This window comes from uncultured Pelagibacterium sp., from assembly GCF_963972885.1.
GTDB classification, from domain to species: Bacteria; Pseudomonadota; Alphaproteobacteria; order Rhizobiales; family Devosiaceae; genus Pelagibacterium; species Pelagibacterium nitratireducens.
This window is the reverse complement of record NZ_CAXAXY010000019.1, coordinates 1-15,295: the sequence shown is the minus strand read 5'-3', so window position 1 is coordinate 15,295 and position 15,295 is coordinate 1. Positions and strand designations below refer to the sequence as shown.

General features: G+C 59.9%; 16 protein-coding genes and 2 riboswitches. Of the genes, 1 reads left to right on the top strand and 15 read right to left on the bottom strand.

The genetic code is table 11. The features are described 5' to 3' along the window. Positions 1-9: 9 nt before the first annotated feature. The 4 genes from gcvT to AACZ55_RS05300 all read right to left on the bottom strand — a co-directional run bounded on the left by gcvT (position 10) and on the right by AACZ55_RS05300 (position 3,571). On the bottom strand, positions 10-1,155 hold the full coding sequence (gene gcvT / locus AACZ55_RS05315) for a glycine cleavage system aminomethyltransferase GcvT (RefSeq protein ID WP_338607561.1): 1,146 nt from the start codon (positions 1,153-1,155) through the stop codon (positions 10-12). 67 nt (positions 1,156-1,222) lie between these two features. Then, positions 1,223-1,335: riboswitch (glycine riboswitch) on the bottom strand. Positions 1,336-1,407: 72 nt separating this feature from the next. Beyond that, a riboswitch (glycine riboswitch) is annotated at positions 1,408-1,502 on the bottom strand. A gap of 34 nt (positions 1,503-1,536) precedes the next feature. Continuing rightward, complete coding sequence (locus AACZ55_RS05310) at positions 1,537-2,097, bottom strand: hypothetical protein (protein WP_338607562.1); 561 nt, start codon at positions 2,095-2,097, stop codon at positions 1,537-1,539. Positions 2,098-2,119: 22 nt separating this feature from the next. After that, on the bottom strand, positions 2,120-2,611 hold the full coding sequence (locus tag AACZ55_RS05305) for a redoxin family protein (RefSeq protein ID WP_338607563.1): 492 nt from the start codon (positions 2,609-2,611) through the stop codon (positions 2,120-2,122). A gap of 162 nt (positions 2,612-2,773) precedes the next feature. Continuing rightward, positions 2,774-3,571 carry a protein-disulfide reductase DsbD domain-containing protein gene (locus AACZ55_RS05300; protein ID WP_339643892.1) on the bottom strand — a complete coding sequence of 266 codons (798 nt, stop codon included), beginning with the start codon at positions 3,569-3,571 and terminating at the stop codon, positions 2,774-2,776. Positions 3,572-3,704: 133 nt separating this feature from the next. Here AACZ55_RS05300 and AACZ55_RS05295 point away from each other — a divergent pair, with 133 nt between their 5' ends. Then, positions 3,705-4,286, top strand: coding sequence for a YqgE/AlgH family protein (locus AACZ55_RS05295; protein WP_338607565.1), 582 nt, complete (start codon positions 3,705-3,707; stop codon positions 4,284-4,286). Between the two features lie 22 nt (positions 4,287-4,308). Here AACZ55_RS05295 and AACZ55_RS05290 read toward each other — a convergent pair whose 3' ends face one another. The 11 genes from AACZ55_RS05290 to AACZ55_RS05240 form a co-directional block, all read right to left on the bottom strand. Then, positions 4,309-7,209, bottom strand: a complete 2,901-nt coding sequence (locus AACZ55_RS05290) for an EAL domain-containing protein (RefSeq protein WP_339643889.1) — start codon at positions 7,207-7,209, stop codon at positions 4,309-4,311. A 74-nt stretch (positions 7,210-7,283) separates the two neighbouring features. After that, complete coding sequence (locus AACZ55_RS05285) at positions 7,284-7,880, bottom strand: GNAT family protein (protein WP_338607567.1); 597 nt, start codon at positions 7,878-7,880, stop codon at positions 7,284-7,286. Between the two features lie 13 nt (positions 7,881-7,893). Beyond that, the gene (locus tag AACZ55_RS05280) at positions 7,894-9,153 is read right to left on the bottom strand and encodes a pitrilysin family protein (protein ID WP_339643886.1); all 1,260 of its coding nucleotides are present in this window, start codon (positions 9,151-9,153) and stop codon (positions 7,894-7,896) included. Positions 9,154-9,155: 2 nt separating this feature from the next. After that, a complete protein-coding gene (gene thrC / locus AACZ55_RS05275) occupies positions 9,156-10,556 on the bottom strand; it encodes a threonine synthase (RefSeq protein WP_339643883.1) in 1,401 nt (466 codons plus the stop codon). 34 nt (positions 10,557-10,590) lie between these two features. Continuing rightward, complete coding sequence (locus tag AACZ55_RS05270; RefSeq protein WP_339643881.1) at positions 10,591-11,412, bottom strand: SURF1 family protein; 822 nt, start codon at positions 11,410-11,412, stop codon at positions 10,591-10,593. Positions 11,413-11,542: 130 nt separating this feature from the next. Further along, a complete protein-coding gene (locus tag AACZ55_RS05265; RefSeq protein ID WP_339643878.1) occupies positions 11,543-11,929 on the bottom strand; it encodes a DUF983 domain-containing protein in 387 nt (128 codons plus the stop codon). A gap of 47 nt (positions 11,930-11,976) precedes the next feature. After that, positions 11,977-12,813, bottom strand: coding sequence for a cytochrome c oxidase subunit 3 (locus tag AACZ55_RS05260; protein ID WP_338607572.1), 837 nt, complete (start codon positions 12,811-12,813; stop codon positions 11,977-11,979). 17 nt (positions 12,814-12,830) lie between these two features. Further along, a complete protein-coding gene (locus tag AACZ55_RS05255) occupies positions 12,831-13,370 on the bottom strand; it encodes a cytochrome c oxidase assembly protein (RefSeq protein ID WP_338607573.1) in 540 nt (179 codons plus the stop codon). 3 nt (positions 13,371-13,373) lie between these two features. Then, positions 13,374-13,538: a hypothetical protein gene (locus tag AACZ55_RS05250; RefSeq protein ID WP_338607574.1), complete on the bottom strand. Its 165-nt coding sequence runs from the start codon at positions 13,536-13,538 to the stop codon at positions 13,374-13,376. Further along, positions 13,538-14,467 carry a heme o synthase gene (locus tag AACZ55_RS05245; RefSeq protein ID WP_339643873.1) on the bottom strand — a complete coding sequence of 310 codons (930 nt, stop codon included), beginning with the start codon at positions 14,465-14,467 and terminating at the stop codon, positions 13,538-13,540. The genes AACZ55_RS05250 and AACZ55_RS05245 overlap by 1 nt, the downstream gene beginning before the upstream one ends. Before the next feature lie 83 nt (positions 14,468-14,550). Next, positions 14,551-15,295 (bottom strand): cbb3-type cytochrome c oxidase subunit I (locus AACZ55_RS05240; RefSeq protein ID WP_339643871.1); only part of this gene is annotated, 745 nt, incomplete at its 5' end.

Sequence of the window (15,295 nt, the reverse complement as noted above, 5' to 3'; positions counted from 1 at the left end):
CCCTCTGGATCAGGTCGGTTTGCGGTAATAGCGCTGTGGAACGAAAGGCATTTTGGCGATTGTGCCGACGATGGGCTTGCTGCGCACCATTGCGGTGACGGGCTCGCCTTCTTTGGCGATGTCGGCGGGCACATAGCCCATGGCTATCGACGCCTGTGCCGTAGGAGCGAAGGTGCCCGAGGTGATCTTGCCGATGACCGTGCCGCTCGCATCGACAAGCTCAGCGCCCTCTCGGACAGGCTGGCGACCCTCGAAGCGGATGCCCACACGTTTGTCATCGGCGCCCTTGGCAAGGCGCTCAAGGACGGCATCGGCGCCGGTAAAGCCGCCTTCGGTCCGGCGGCGCTTGCCGATGGCAAACAGCAGGCTGGCAGAAACCGGATCGATCGTATCGGTCATGTCGTGACCGTAAAGACAAAGCCCGGCTTCGAGCCGCAGGCTGTCGCGTGCGCCAAGTCCGGCCGGTTCAACCAGCGGATCGGCAACCAGCAGGTCGAACAGCGCTGGCGCGTCCTGGTTGGTCACCGAGAGCTCAAAACCGTCTTCGCCGGTGTAGCCCGAACGCGAGACGTTGACGGAAATACCGCCGACCACGGCGGGGCCGGCCTGCATGAAGCCGAGCTTTCCGGTGATGTCTGAATGCTCGGCAAGCACTTCGGCGGCACGGGGGCCCTGCAGCGCGATGAGCGCAATATCATCACGCAGGTCGAACGTTACGTCTGCGGGCGCCTTGGCGCGGATGAATTCGAGGTCGTGGTGCTTGCGGGCCGCATTGACCACCATATACATCACCCCATCTGGCTCCTGACCCTCGGCGGGGCGGGTGATGATAAGGTCGTCCTCAATGCCACCCTCGTCATTAAGCAGCACTGTATAGCGCATCTGGCCGGGAGCGAGGGACGCCAGATCGGCGGGCGTGAGGGCTTCGAGTGCGGCGATTGTCGAATTGTGGTCGGGACCTGTTATGACGACCTGGCCCATGTGCGAGACATCAAACAGGCTCGCGGCTTGCCGTGTATGATTGTGCTCGGCAACGATCCCGGCATATTGGACGGGCAGCGCGTAGCCGCCAAATTCGACCATCCTGCCGCCGGCAGCGACATGGCGGTCATAAAGCGCCGTTTTGAGTAGGTCGGTCTGGGCCTCTGCGGCCATATCGGTCTCTCCGGGTTACACGATGGACGGCACCACACAACGACGCATTGGAAATGCATCGTAACGTAGTGCCCCCTCTGTCGGTCAACCTGAGAGATTTCCCGGGCGGCTTGCTTGCCACAAGACCCGGCTACACCCGTCGGTGGGAAGCCTGCGCTTCCGCTTTCCAGAGTTCTGGCCGATCCTCAACCTGCCTGGCGCAGGTTGGGTCCAACCTCTTTCGCCCAATCGCTTTGCCTTGAGGCAAGGTGCTTGGGCTCAGCGGTCCCTTGTACCTGAGAGTTTCCGGGGCGGTTGCTCCTTCGGCGTCCCGGCTCGATGGCCAGGATCTCTCCCGCTGATGGCCGGACCATGGAAGAAAGTCCCGGCCCCGTCAACGCTCTAGTTATCAAAGCCCACGAAAATGGTGATCTGCTCGCCGCCCACATAGGGAATGGCCACATTTTCCACCGTCTGGCTGAATTCGTTGGCGCTCGAGGGGCTGGCCGCGACAGCGACGTCATAGCGCTGGGAAAAGACTGCCAGTCCGTCACGCTGCACCGCAAAGCGCAGGGGCATCGTGATGTTGCCCTCGCCGCCCGACGGCCCGACGATCACACGGCCGACGGCACCCATCTGGACGGTTATAACGCCGTTCGACACAACGCAGTTGCGCGACACGCGATCGATCACACCCTGATAGCGCAGGGCCGTGGAGTCCGAAGTGCGATTACCGGCATAGGTCCGGTAAAATTCAGCACCCTCGCGTATGCGGATCGGTGGACATTCGGTGGCAATGGCCGGCAGGGCACCGCTGGCCGCCTGGGCGACCTGGGTCTGACTGGCGTTGATATTGGCATAGCTCGCATCATCGCTACCGCCGAACATCGAACCCATCGAACATCCGGCCAGAAGCGCGGCCAATGCCGTGCCCGCCGCCATACGCAATACCGAACCCATCATCGTCCCCGTCCTTCCCAATCCGTTAGCTCCTGAGCGCTTCGAGCATTGCCGGTGCACCCGAGCTTGTAACCTCACCGGGTGCGCCCTCGACATTTACAGTCTCGACCATTCCGTTGCGGATCAACAGCGAGGCGCGATTAAAGCGCATACCGAGACCACCGCCGGACAGGTCGCGTTCAAGTCCGAGCGCGCTGGCAAGCTTACCCAGACCATCGGCGATAAATTCGATCGTGCCAAGGGCCCCGGTTGATTCCGCCCATGCCTTGACCACGTGATGATCGTTGACCGTACCGCAAACGATCTTGTCCACGCCTGCCGCCTTGAGCTGATCGGCGGCGGCGAGATAGCCGGGCAGATGGTTGAGATGGCAGGTTGGCGTAAAGGCCCCCGGCACGGTGAAAAACACCACGGTGCCAGTGCCCAGAATATCGGCGCTGGTTGCATCTTCAACGCCGCTTTCGGTCACGTGTTTTACTGGCACCGAAGCAATGGGCTGGCCGGGCTGGATCGTCATGGAAGTCCTCAAGCTATAACTAAGACAGACACAAGACGAATACGGCCAGACTAAGGTTGGCCGGCCGCGCCTGCGTGCACTCGATTCATTTCTGTCATAGGAGAATTATCGACCCGCGTCGAGGCTGGCAAAGGCGCATTGCCCACTATCGGGCGACTATCGTCAATTCCCGGGCAGCGGACGGATGATCTCGAAGGGTCCGTCCTGGCTGTCGAAGGTGAAATGGGCAGAAGCATCGCGCAGAGTTTCCGGTCCGGCGCGTCCAAGAAGGGCGAAGGACAAACGGCCAGGCTCCACGATCTCAGGCTCGCCGAAAACAAGGTTCGAATCGGCGATATGGGCGATCATGGAGGTGTAGTCGAAGCCGGGATCGAGCAGGTCGACGATCATCGCCTCGGCCTTCATGTCAAACCGGGCGGCTCCCAGTATACCCTCGCCGTCGAGAGGTAACGGGACGGCAGCCAGGGCCTGTCTGATGCGGAAGTCGTTAGGGCCGTCCGGTGCATCGAGCGGGGGCGCGATCTCAAGGCTTAAATTGGCCGGCACGCAGATATCGGAACAGACACCCATTGTGATATCGGCCACGAGAATGGGGGCATCACCGTCAACCGCGACAGCGAGCGGGAAAAGGACGTGGCCGTAAAATGCGTGGTCAAGATAGCCTTCGGCGACCTCGCGTTTGGGATAGGGCCATGCAATTTCGACACCCTGAATGTGGCGCGACCCTGCGGTTTCGATAACCAGGGGTAGCCCGGTTTCGCCCGGCACACGCCAATACGTCTTCGTATCGGCGGGCATATCGATTTCGAGGCCCATCCAGACGGTGCCGTCGTCACCGAGCGTGTCGGATGAAACAAGCCGCACCGAAACGTCCTGGGCGACCTCGACCCATTCGGTTTCCGAGGCCAGGCACGGCACGGCGATGGACAAGGCAGCAAATATGGCAATCACACTCTTCATGGAAAAACCATTAGTGGAGCAATGGGGCATGGGAAAGGGATGTTCGATCATCGCTTCGTGATCATTGGGGATTTGAAACCCGGCCGGAAAGCTTTACGTTTATAAACGGGCGGCGGACAGAAAGTGAGTTGGTATGGACACGCTCAAAGGACAGTTCCTCGTCGCAACGCCCGATATTGGCGACGAGCGTTTTGCCGAGGCGGTAATCTATCTTGTCGCGCATGGCGAAGACGGCGCAATGGGGCTGGTCGTCAACCAGCCAATGGATGACATGCACCTTTCCGACGTTCTTGCCGAGATCGATCTCGAAGACGACGGCGACGATGCTATTCGCATCCCGGAACGGCTTTTGCATCAGAGCGTCTTCAAAGGCGGCCCTGTCGATTCAAGCCGCGGATTTGTCCTGCACACTTCGGACTATTTCCGTGACGGCAATTCCTTTGCCGTGGATGGCGATGTGTGCCTGACGGCAACGCTCGATGTGCTTCGCGCCATGATGTCGGGCAAGGGACCCGATGCGAGCCTTCTGGCTCTGGGCTATTGCGAATGGAGCGCGGGCCAGCTCGAGAACGAATTGCGGACCAATGGCTGGCTGACCGCGGCTCCCTCCAAGGAATTGCTGTTTTCCCTGCCGGCGAGCAAGAAATACGAAGCGGCGCTGGCGGCACTGGGCGTCACCCGCGCCACACTCAGCCCCGTTGCCGGCAACGCATAGCGGATTTCCACGTGTCGTCTTGCTATTTGGTGGCCAGTTGCGCCTGTAGCCGGCGCTGCAGTTCGGCGCCGGGCATGGCCGCGCCGAAGGCAAAGCCCTGTGCGTAGCGGCAATTGAGGCTTTTGAGCCGGGCAATCTCGTCCTCAGTCTCCACCCCTTCAGCGATCAGCGCCAGATCGAGTTCGCGCGCCAGGCCAACCACTGAATTGATAATCGGAATCTGGGTGTGGGAAATACCGCTGTCATCGCGGATCTGCACAAAAGGTGCGGGCAGCTTGATCGTATCGAACGGGAAGCGATGCAGGTAAGAGAGCGAGGAATACCCGGTCCCGAAATCATCGAGTGCCAACCCGAGCCCGAGTTCCTTGAAGGCTTCGAGCATATAAACGGCATGTTCGGGATTGCCCATCACCTGGCTTTCGGTGATTTCGAGCTTCATGTGCCCGGCCACCGATTTGTGCTGCGCGACAAGCGTCTTCATGTCGTTGAGCAGGGTTTCGCTGGTCAACTGTGCGGCCGAAAGATTGACCGAGACGAAGAAACTTTCCGGCAGCTTGATGGCGGATATCCATTGGCGGGTCTGTTCGGCGGCTTCTTCAAACGCCAGCCGCCCCAACTTTTCGATCTGACCGGTCCTTTCGGCCAGCGGGATGAATGCAGACGGGCTGACCTGGCCGCGCTCGGGGTGGTTCCAGCGCATGAGCGCTTCGGCGCCCACTATGCGATTGTCGTTCTGGATATCGACGATGGGCTGATAAAGAAGTTGGAGATCGCGGCGCTCCAGCGCCTCCTTGAGATCGTCTTCAAGAGCCTGTGCATAGACGGCGATCGAGCGTGTTGCGGCGCGGAAGGCTTCGATCCGGTCGCCGCCGTGACGCTTGGCGTAGTGCATGGCCAATTCGGCGTCGCGCAGCACATCCTCGGCTTTGACGGGCTTGTTGTCATATATCGTGATGCCGATCGAAGCGGTCAGGGTCATGTCCCTATCACCGAAATTGAACGGGTTGCGCAGGGCCTTGCGCATCTGTTCGGCGATGTCGGCGATCTTGGAGGCCGATTGCTCGGAGAGCAGAACGACGGCAAACTGGTCGCCGGAGATGCGCGCCAGAGTATCAAGGGGCCGCAGCAGGCGAGACAGGCGTCTTGAAACCGCAAGAAGCAGGGAGTCGGCCGCCATGTGGCCGATGCGCTCGTCGATATCGGTGAATTTGTCGAGATCGACAAGAAAGACCGCCGGTTTGACTTCGCTGAATTCGCGCGACCGCAACAGCGCCCGCTCGAGCCGGTCGAGAAAAAGCTGGCGGTTGGGAAGGCCGGTCAGGCTGTCGTGGATGGCGTCGTGCAAAAGCCGGTCGCGCCCGGCGCGCTCGTCGGTCACGTCCTGAAGCGTTCCCACGATGCGGTTGACCTGGCCGTCGCCGCCCAGCACCGGTTTGACCCGCATACGGAATGCGCGGAAGCTGCCGTCAAAGCCCGATATGCGGATATCGGAATTGACCTTGCCGCGTTTGAGCTCGATCAGGGTATCGAGCGCGGTGCGGAACCGGTCACGGTCTTCGGGGTGGACACGATCGAGCCACCGCTTGATCGCGCCGCGCAGGGCACCTTTACGCTCGCCGAGCCGGATGGCGAGTTCATCGGATACGTTCACGCGGTCACGGTCGATATTCCAGTCAAAGACGAAATCACCCGAGCCCGTCATGGCCAGCGCACGGCGTTCGACCTCGGACAACGCGCCGATGGAGACCTGCCCATCGGAAAACGCGTGCTGGACAGCGGTAAAGCCAAGCAGCATGACGATCAGCACCAGACCACCGGCAACGGCGGATTGAGCGATGTCATTGGAGACCTGTCCCGAAACGACCATCCAGGCGTAGGTCAGCCAGGCGAGATAGATCACCCACGTTGGCACCAGCAGAACAGCCCGGTCATAGCCGCGGATAGAGAGCAGCAGCACCAGAAACAGACCCCCTAGCCCGATCAGGGCCAGCGATGTCCGAGCGATGCCCGCAGCCAGGGCGGGGTTAAAGAATGCATAGACAAAGAGCGCCAGGAAAACCGCCGAAAGCCCCATGGCGACATGGGTGAACCTGAAATGCCATCGGTGCAGGTTGAGGTAGATGAACAGGAACGCAAACAGGGTCGTGGCAAGGGCGGCCTCCGCCGCCGCCCGGAAGGGCTGGATGAGTGCGTTGGAAACACCGATGAGCGGGCCGAATATGCCGAAATCGATGAGGAGATAGGCAAGCACAGCCCAGGCCAGCAGTGCAGTGGCCGGAAAGACGCCCCTGCCCTTGACCACGAACATGATCGTCAAAAAGACCGCTGCAAGGCTCGAAATCCCCAGAACGGTGCCCCGGAACAGCGTGAAGGAATTCTTGTAATCGCGATAGGCATCGGGCTCCCAGAGATATAGCTCGGGCAGCGTTGCCGACTGCAGTTCAGCGACCAGTGTGACGGTGGCGCCGGGATCGATCACAACATCAAAAACATCGGCTTCCGAATCGGGAACGCGCTCAGGCCGCAGACCGTGGCTGGGCGTCAGTGCGGTTATGCGGGCCGACCCGAGATCGGGATGAAAGACGCCAGAACCCGGAAGCCGAAAATACGGTGCAACAAGCAATCGCTCGATCTGGACGTCGCTCTCATTGCGCAGCGCAAAGACAGCCCAATTGGGATTGGCGCCTTCGGTAATCGAAACGATCTCGATGCGGCGGATAATTCCGTCTTCGCCCGGGGCAGTGCTGATCTGGACGCGCCCATCCTCGCCGGGAAGAACATCGAGCGCCGCGCCGAGATTGACCGCGTTGATCCCATCAGGAATCGTGACGACTTCAAACGCGATCGCTCGCCCCGCCAGCCCGGCCAGTGCCGCACACAGCACGGTCAGAAAGACGAGAGAACGAACGGGCTTAAACGTCATTAATCAACGATCCTAATTCAACATTCAGTGGTAGCGGGATTTATCGCCGTTTGGCAATCAAGCGAAGGCGGGTTTCAACCGGCAAGATCGTCGTAATGCTCACGGGTGAGTGCAAACAGCATGTGATCCCTCCACTCCCCGTTGATCTGAAGGTAGTTTTCGGCAATTCCGATTTCGCGAAAGCCGTTGGCCGAAAGGACCCGGCGCGACGCCATGTTATCGGGCAGGCAGGCCGCCTCGATGCGATGGAGGTTCAAACTGTCGAACACAAACGGCAAGATCAGGGCAACCGAGCGCGTCATAATGCCCTTGCCCGCGAATTGTTCGCCCATCCAGTAGCCAAGGGTCACATTCTGGAAAGCACGGCGCCGGACATTGGACAGAGTCATGCCCCCGACTAGCGTGGAAAGCCGCCCATGCTGGGTGAAAATGAACAGGGAAAACTCGGTGCCATAGAGAGCATCACGGCGGTTGCGGCGCACGCGTGCGGCAAAGCTGCGGTTTGAAAGCTCGGCCTCGGACCATCGCGGCTCGAACGGAACCAGAAACGCCCGGCTGTCAAGCCGCAGCTTGCGCCAAGCCTCATAGTCATTCTGACGCGGCGAGCGCAAGACCAGACCATCCCCGCGGATTTCCGGAGTCGTCTGGCGGATGGCCCCGAAGGTAAACATGGAGCGGTGGCCCCTATTTGAAGCTGTCCGCGACGCGCGAATAGTCAGGGATACCCTTTACCGGCCCGATGCCCGCGATAGAAGGCTTGGCCTGGGAAAACATCTGGCCCGCGACATGGCGCACGCGTTCGGCATCGATGCGGTTGATGCGATCGACCGTTTCCTGGAGCGGAATGGGTCGGCCCCACAAAATCTGTTGCCGCGCCAATTGACCGGCCCGCGAGGAAGGGCTTTCGAGCGACATCAAAAGACCCGCCCTGATCTGCGCGCGGACGCGGCTGACCTCGGCATCGGTGATGTCGCGAGTCGATTTCTGCAACTCTTCGAGCATGACGGGCAAGAGTTCCTCGACATCCTCGGCCCCCGTTGCCGCTGCGACGCCGAACACACCGCTGTCGGCAAAGGCCCAGTGGAACGCGTAAACCGAATAGCACAGGCCCCGCCGCTCGCGCACTTCCTGGAACAAGCGCGAACTCATGCCGCCGCCAAGGATGGTGGACAGGATCTGCGCAGCGTAAAATCCGTCGGAATTGTAAGGGCGTCCTTCCAGTCCAAGCACGATATGGGCCTGCTCGTGGTCGGAGATTTCCTTGAACTCTCCTCCCACATAGTTGGCCTTTTCCGGTGTAGGAGCGCCGGTACGTTTGAGCTGGTGGAAGCGGTCATTGGCGAGGTCGACCAGTTCATCGTGGTTGACCTGACCGGCCGCCGAAATGACCATCTGATCACCCACATAGTGCTGGTCCATATAGGCGCGGATGGTGTCGGCGCTGAAGCCGCGCACAGACCCTTCGGTGCCCAGGATCGTGCGCCCGATGGGCTGATCGGGAAAGGCTGCTTCCTGAAACAGATCGAAGACGTGATCGTCGGGATTGTCGTGGGTGGCACCGATTTCCTGGCAGATGACGCGCTGTTCGCGGGCCAGCTCGTTTTCGTCGAAAACGGAATTCTGCAAGATGTCGGCAAGGATATCGGCGGCAAGGGCCACGTCGTCCTTGAGGACGCGGGCGAAATAGCCTGTATGTTCGATCGAGGTCGCCGCGTTGATATCACCGCCCACCGATTCGATGGTCTCGGCAATCTCTCGGGCCGACCGCCGGGTGGTCCCCTTGAAGGCCATGTGTTCGAGAAGATGCGAAACACCGTGTTGCTGCTCGGTCTCGCTGCGCGAACCGGACTTGACCCAGACGCCCATAGCCGCACTTTCAAGATGGGGCATGGAGTCGGTGATAACGGTCATACCATTATCGAGGGTCGTCGTGCGTACCGTCAAAATCAGTCCTCCCAGGCGCGTGTCTTGGCGCGGATATAGTCTTTCACGATGACTTCGTCGTTGGCCAGAACCGTGAACCGCTCCTGGCGGGTTCCCAGATCGGCCATGTGCGCGGGCAGTTCGGCATGGCGCCCGGTTGCGGCCTCGACCGTTTCAGGGAACTTGGCCGGATGGGCGGTCGAAAGTGTGACGAGCGGCGTGTGGCCGAAATTGAACCCCCTCGCCACGGCAACGCCGACGGCGGTGTGCGGGTCGATAAGGTAGTTGGAGTGGGCCAGAACGTCAGAAATGATCGTCCTGGTGGCGGTCTCGTCGGCCATACCAGTCCCGAACTCCTCGCGGATCGTATCGAGCGCCGGTTCGGGGATGGTAAATCCACCGGACTGGGCCAGCGAGGCAAACAGCGCTGCCGTCTTGTCGCCATCGCGGTCGAGAGCCTCGAACAGCAAACGCTCGAAGTTCGATGACACTTCGATATCCATCGAGGGGCTGACGGTTTGCGTAACGCCGCGCTTGTCATAGCGACCGACCTTAACGGCCCGACGCAGGATATCGTTGGAATTGGTGGCGATCACCAGTTTTTCGATGGGCAGGCCCATGCGCTTTGCGACATAGCCGGCAAAGATATCGCCGAAATTGCCGGTGGGAACCACGAAGGTGATCTTGCGGTGCGGTGCACCGAGCGCCACCGCGGAGGTGAAATAATAGACGATTTGCGCGGCGATGCGGCCCCAATTGATCGAATTGACGCCACTCAATTTTGCGCCGTCGCGGAAGGCGAAATCGTTGAACATGGCTTTAACGACGGCCTGACAGTCGTCGAACGTGCCTTCGAGCGCGATGTTGAATACGTTGTCGTCAAGCACCGTGGTCATCTGGCGGCGCTGGATTTCCGAGGTGCGCCCCTTGGGGTGGAGGATAAAGATGTCGGTGTTCTGGCGCCCGCGGAAGGCTTCTATGGCAGCCGAGCCGGTGTCACCTGAGGTTGCCCCAACAATGGTCGCCCGCTCGCCGCGCTGGCCGAGGATGTGATCGATCACCCGCGCCAGAAATTGCATCGCGACGTCCTTGAAGGCCAGCGTCGGGCCATGCCAGAGCTCGAGAACGAAGTGCCCCGGTTCGAGTTCGACCAGCGGCGTGACCGATGGATGATTGAACCCGGCATAGGCTGACTTGATCATGGTCTTGAGATCGGCCTGATCGATTTCGTCGCCCACGAATTTGGAGATCACGGCGAGGGCGACATCCTGATAGGGGCGATTGCCGAAATTGTGGATTTCCTCGGCGGTAAATCGGGGCCATTCGGCGGGAACATAAAGCCCGCCATCCCGCGCCAGTCCGGCCAGCACAACGTCACAAAATCCGAGCGCGGGCGCCTGACCGCGCGTGCTGACATACTGCATTAAAGAAGCACCCTCCTGGACATCGGGATGCACCCTAATTGTCCTTTTCCTCATGAGCAAGATTTCTGGGCCGGCGCTGACGCCACAGCCAGAAGCCGAGCATGATCGGCGTAATGACGGCAAACAGATACCAGGTGCCGGCATATTCAAGATGCCGGTTGGGAAAGGTAATCTGAGTTTCGCCGCCCTGCGGCAACTCGCCGGGTTCACCGGCGACCCTGTCGAGCGTGACCGGCGCTATCGGCCCGGCCGCATCATCGAGAAAAGCCGAGAGCCGTTCCGGGTTGCGGACCCATTCACGTCCCTCGGCAAAATCGGGCTCAGGGGTAAAGCTATTGGCCTGTTCGGGCCGGCGCGCGACCGCTTCGATAGTTACCCGCCCCTGGGGCGCGGCCCCGCCATCGGCAAAATCGGCGGCAGCAGCTTGGGGAACGAAGCCCCGATTGATCCAGACGATCCCACCATCATCGAGCGAAAAGGGGGCCATTACCCAGTAGCCCACGCCCCCATAGCGGCCTGCCGGATCGGGAACATTGGTAAAGACCAAAACCGTATAGGAGTTGTCGAAGGTGCCGGTCAGCTCAAACCGTGCATAATCCAGCTCTTGCGGATCGAGCGCGTCCCAGTCCTCTGACGCTGGGAATGGCTGTGGTGCAAGATCGAAGCGCGTTTCGACGGCCGCGATCAAGGCTTCCTTTTCCGCAAGGCGCTCGACCTGCCATGTTCCGAGCGCGATGAACAGCCCCATCAGGCCGACCATGAACGCCACGAAGCTGATCTGGGTGAAACCCCAACGCGGCCGGGTCTGGCTGGCATCGGCCATCTGAGCATTCTCGCTTCTCTCTGAATCGCTCAAACCGTTTCCACTTTTGCTGGACACGCTCTAGAGCCGTTCAGGATTTGATTGAATCAAATCCTTGGCTCTAAACCCTTGCTTTGTCGCGTGTCCGAACCGCAAAACCGTTTCCACTTTTGCTGGACACGCTCTAGTCGTCGTCCCGTTCGCCCAGTTCACCGCCGGGCCGAGCGCCGGTCTTGTATTGCAAGTTTATCATCACGCCCTTGAAGGGCCGCAGCATCAGCAGCGACAGGATCAGGGTCATGGGCAACCAGATGGCCAATTGCGCGACTGCCGGCCATCCGAAAAGCGCATCGGTGATCAGCCAGCCTGCAATAACGATGGTGCCGACCGGAAACATGATGAGCACAGCGGGACCATCCCCGCTATCGGCGAAGGAAAAATCGAGCCCGCAGGCATCGCAGCTCTCGGCAACTGTGAGGAAGCCGGAAAAAAGATGGCCTTCGCCACAACGCGGACAGCGGCCCCTAAGTCCGGTCGCGAGTGGGGAAAGCCCCTCAGAATGTTCAGCCATGTGATATGCCGGGACCGCTTCAAGCGCTCCCGGCCTTTCCTTAGAGGTTAGTGGCCGCCGACGGTCGCGCCCCATGAGCCCCAGACGTAGATCGAGGCAAAGAGGAACAGCCAGACCACGTCAACGAAATGCCAGTACCAGGCAGCGAATTCGAAACCGAGATGCTGCTTGGGCGTGAACTGGCCGGCATAGGCCCGGATCAGGCAGACGAGCAGGAAGATGGTTCCGATGAACACGTGAAAGCCATGGAAACCGGTGGCCATGAAGAAGGTGGCGCCATAAATGTTTCCCGAGAACGAGAAATGGGCCTGCGTGTATTCAAGAACCTGGACAGTGGAGAACAGGGCACCGAGCAGTACGGTCAGGATCAGGCCCCATTTGAGACCCTCACGATCATTTTCCAGCAGCGCGTGGTGCGCCCAGGTGACTGTGGTGCCCGAAAGCAGCAGAACCAGCGTATTGAAAAGCGGCAAATGCCAGGGATCGAACACTTCGACGCCCTGCGGCGGCCAAACGCCGCCGGTAAAGGCAACGCGGCCGACCTGAGCGATTTCATCGGGGTAGAAGGCAGCTTCGAAATAAGCCCAGAACCAGGCAACAAAGAACATCACTTCCGAGGCGATGAACAGGATCATGCCGTAGCGATGGTGAAGCTGGACCACCGGGGTGTGGTAGCCGGTATTGGCTTCCTTGATGACGTCAGCCCACCAGGAGGCCATTGTGCCCAACACGCCAATGAGGCCTGCGGCAAAGAGCCAGGGCACGCCACCGTGCATCCACATGATGCCACCGACGGCCATGAAGAAGGCCGAAAACGAGCCGATAAACGGCCATGGGCTCAAATCTACCAGATGGTAGTCATGGTTCTTTGCATGGGCTGCCATGTTGGGTCTATCCCCCGTTAGGAATCGTGAAATGTGTAAGACAGCGTAATCTGGCGGATTGTACGCAATTCAGAATTTTCGTCGAGGTCGGGATCGATAAAATAGGTCACCGGCATCTCGACGGTTTCATTGGGCGCAAGAACCTGCTCGGTAAAGCAGAAACACTCGATCTTGTTAAAATATATGCCCGTGTTTTCCGGCGTCACGTTGAAGCTTGCCGTCGTGCGCAGCGGTTCGTCGGACAGGTTGGTTGCGCGATAGGTAACCGTGGAGATGGTGCCGATCGCATTGGTCTCGACACTGGCCGGCACCACGCGCAACGGAATGCCGCGATCGATCGTCGAATCGAACCGAACGGCCATTTCGCGAGCGATTACGCCCTTGGCGTTTTCCTCGGCCACCTGGGTGGTTCCGCCATAACCCGTTACACTGCAGAAAATGTTGTAAAGCGGCACGGAGGCAAACGAGAGCGCGAGCATGACCGTGGGGATGCCGACGAGCCAGCGTAGCATCTTCTTGTTGCCGCCCAGATCCGCATTGTGATGGATCGATGCCATGGTCTAGAGCTCCCGAACCATGACTTCAGGGCCGATATTGACAATGGTGATCGCGTAAAAGATCGCGACAAGAACAGCCAGCACGATGCCGATGGCGATTGAACGCTTGCGGCGGCGCTTGAGGAAGGCTTCCCTCTGTTGTTCGGTCAAATTCTGCTCGACGGTCATCAGAGCACTCCAAACCATCTGATCAGGCCCACATCGGCCAGCAGCGCAACGAACAACACAAACAGGTACAGCAGGGAATAGGTGAAAAGGACGCGGGCCCGCCGTTTCATCTCGACGCCTTCGGAAAAGCGCAGACGAACGGCCAGAACAGAGAACGCGACGCCTAAAATTGTGGCTGGAATGGCATAGAACCAGCCCACAAGGCCGGTCAGGACCGGACCGAACCCTATCGCCGTGAGCAGGACGGTGTAGATGACGATCTGGTTCTGGGTGGCGCGCTCACCCGCGACATTGGGCAGCATCGGGATGCCGGCGGCCTCGTAGTCGCCCTTCTTGTAGAGTGCGAGCGCCCAGAAATGCGGCGGCGTCCACAAAAAGATGATCATGAAAAGAATCAGTGAGTCCCAGGAAACGCTGCCCGTGACCGCCGCCCAACCGATCATCGGCGGAAATGCGCCGGCCGCCCCGCCGATCACAATGTTCTGCGGCGTCGAGCGCTTGAGCCACATCGTGTAGATCACGGCATAAAAGAAGATCGTGAACGCCAAAAGCCCGGCTGCCAGCCAGTTTGTGGCAAGACCAAGCGTTGCCACGGAAAATCCGGCAAGCGTGACACCAAAGACCAGCGCGTTTTCGCCCGTGACACGGCCCGAAGGGATCGGGCGGTTGAGCGTGCGACTCATGATGGCGTCGATATCGGCATCGTACCACATGTTGAGCGCACCCGAGGCACCGGCCCCCACTGCGATGCACAATATGGCGATGAACCCGATCACCGGATTGATACCACCAGGCGCCACCAGCATGCCCACAAAGCCGGTAAAGACGACAAGCTGCATCACCCGGGGCTTTAAGAGCTCCAGATAGTCTTCCACCTGCCCGCCCAGATCGACGGTTGTGGTCGGGTTGCTGTCGTCTGCGTAAGCCAATGTGAGGTTCCGGCTCGGGGTTCAATTCAAAGCGCAACCCGGTCTCCCGGGTTGCCAATGTTCGGTTCGGTCTTTCGCCGGGCTTACTTGAAGCGCGGCAGGGTCTCGAACTGGTGGAATGGCGGAGGCGAACTCAAGGTCCATTCCAGGGTGGTTGCGCCTTCGCCCCAGGGATTGTCGGCGGCCTTGCGCTTTCTGGCAAAGGCCTCAAATACCGAGAAGAAGAACACGCCCATTGCCACCAGCGTCACGAGATACCCCCAGGACGAGACGCTGTTCCACAGCGCATAGCTGTCGGGGTAGTCGATATAGCGGCGCGGCATACCCGCCAGACCCAGGAAGTGCTGCGGGAAGAAGATCAGGTTCACACCAACGAACATGATCCAGAAGTGCAGCTTGCCCAGCAACTCGTTGTACATCACGCCGAACATCTTGGGGAACCAGTAGTACCAGCCCGCAAAGATGGTAAAGACGGCGCCCAGCGAGAGCACGTAGTGGAAGTGGGCGACCACATAATAGGTGTCGTGCAGCGCGCGGTCGGCGCCGGCGTTGGCCAAAACGACGCCCGTCACACCACCAACGGTAAAGAGGAAGATGAAGCCCACGGCCCAGAGCATGGGCGTGGTGAACCGCATCGAGCCACCCCACATCGTGGCGATCCACGAGAAGATCTTCACGCCGGTGGGAACCGCGATGATCATCGTTGCAGCGACGAAATAGCGCTGGGTGTTGAGCGAGATACCAGTCGTGTACATGTGGTGCGCCCACACGATGAAGCCGACCGCACCGATCGCGACCATGGCCATCACCATGCCCAGATATCCGAAG